1 protein-coding gene is annotated in these 1,374 nt (G+C 35.8%); it reads left to right on the top strand.

From position 1 onward, the window contains the following. Window positions 1-1,338, top strand: a protein-coding gene (locus ACYVEC_RS28370; RefSeq protein ID WP_460509379.1) for an IS3 family transposase whose coding sequence is annotated in 2 segments (ribosomal slippage) — window positions 1-437 and window positions 437-1,338 — 1,339 coding nt annotated over the 2 segments. Because the reading frame shifts where the segments join, the coding sequence is not laid out codon by codon here. This gene is flagged as partial in the annotation. Window positions 1,339-1,374: the final 36 nt, after the last annotated feature.

The following is a 1,374-nucleotide window of genomic DNA, read 5'->3' on the forward strand; positions in this document are numbered from 1 at the left end:
TGATGAAAAAATACAAATCGTTCTACGTTATTTGAACGGAAATGAAAGTTATCGAGAAATGGGTAGATCGATCGGTATAAGTGACACAATCATTTTGAATTGGGTAAACCAATATAAACAGAATGGTGTGGAAGCTTTTCTAAAACGATGTACAAATTACACACAACAATTTAAACTAGACGTACTAAACTTTATGATTGAAAACGGTATGTCCTTATTTGAGACGGCAGCTATCTTTAACATTCCTGCCCCTTCAACGATTTCTGTTTGGAAAAAACAGTTCGAAACACAAGGAATTGATGCCCTTCAATCTAAGAAAAAGGGGCGTCTATCCATGAAAAAAGATTCAAATAAACAATTAAAACAAGCTTTAGCTGAAGGGTCAGTCGAAGCACTTGAAGCACGTATTCAACAGCTTGAGATGGAAAATGAGTACTTAAAAAAGTTGAATGCCTTAGTTCAAAACAAGGAAAAATCACGAAACAAGACAAAGCGCAAGTAGTCTATGAATTAAGGCATAAATATTCGGTGAAGGCACTCGTGGAGCTAGCTACTATTCCTCGAAGCACGTATTATGATTTAGTAAAGAAAATGAATCGTCCAGATGTAGATGCCGATTTGAAAGCGGAGATTAAAGCGATTTATGAGGAAAATGAAGGTCGTTATGGTTACCGTCGCATTCGTGATGAATTAACGAATCGTGGTCAGAAAGTGAATCACAAGAAGGTTCAGCGCATTATGAAAGAGCTTGGATTAAAGTGTGTTGTGCGTATGAAAAAATATAAGTCTTATAAAGGAAAAGTTGGTAGAATTGCACCTAATTTTTTAGAGCGTAATTTTCATACAGATGCACCGAATCAAAAATGGGTAACAGACATCACAGAGTTTAAATTATTTGGAGAAAAACTGTATGTATCACCTGTATTAGATTTGTATAATGGTGAAATTATTACCTATACAATTGGTTCTAGACCGACGTATTCACTTGTTTCAGAGATGTTAGAGAAAGCATTGGAACGTTTACCTGAAACCCACCAGCTACTGATGCATTCAGATCAAGGATGGCATTATCAAATGAGACAGTACGTCTGTACACTTGAATCAAGAGCTATCGTCCAGAGTATGTCTCGAAAAGGCAACTGTTACGACAACGCAGTAATAGAGAATTTCTTTGGGATTATGAAGTCGGAGTTCCTCTACATAAAAGAGTTTGAAAGTGTAGAGCATTTTAAAAGAGAATTAGAAAAATATATAGATTATTATAATACGAAACGGATTAAGGCAAAATTAAAAATGAGCCCGGTACAATACCGGACTCACTTTTATCAAGCTGCCTAATGAAATAACCGTGTCTAACTTTTAGGGGTCACTTCA

Source organism: Bacillus sp. MN7755 (assembly GCF_054771475.1).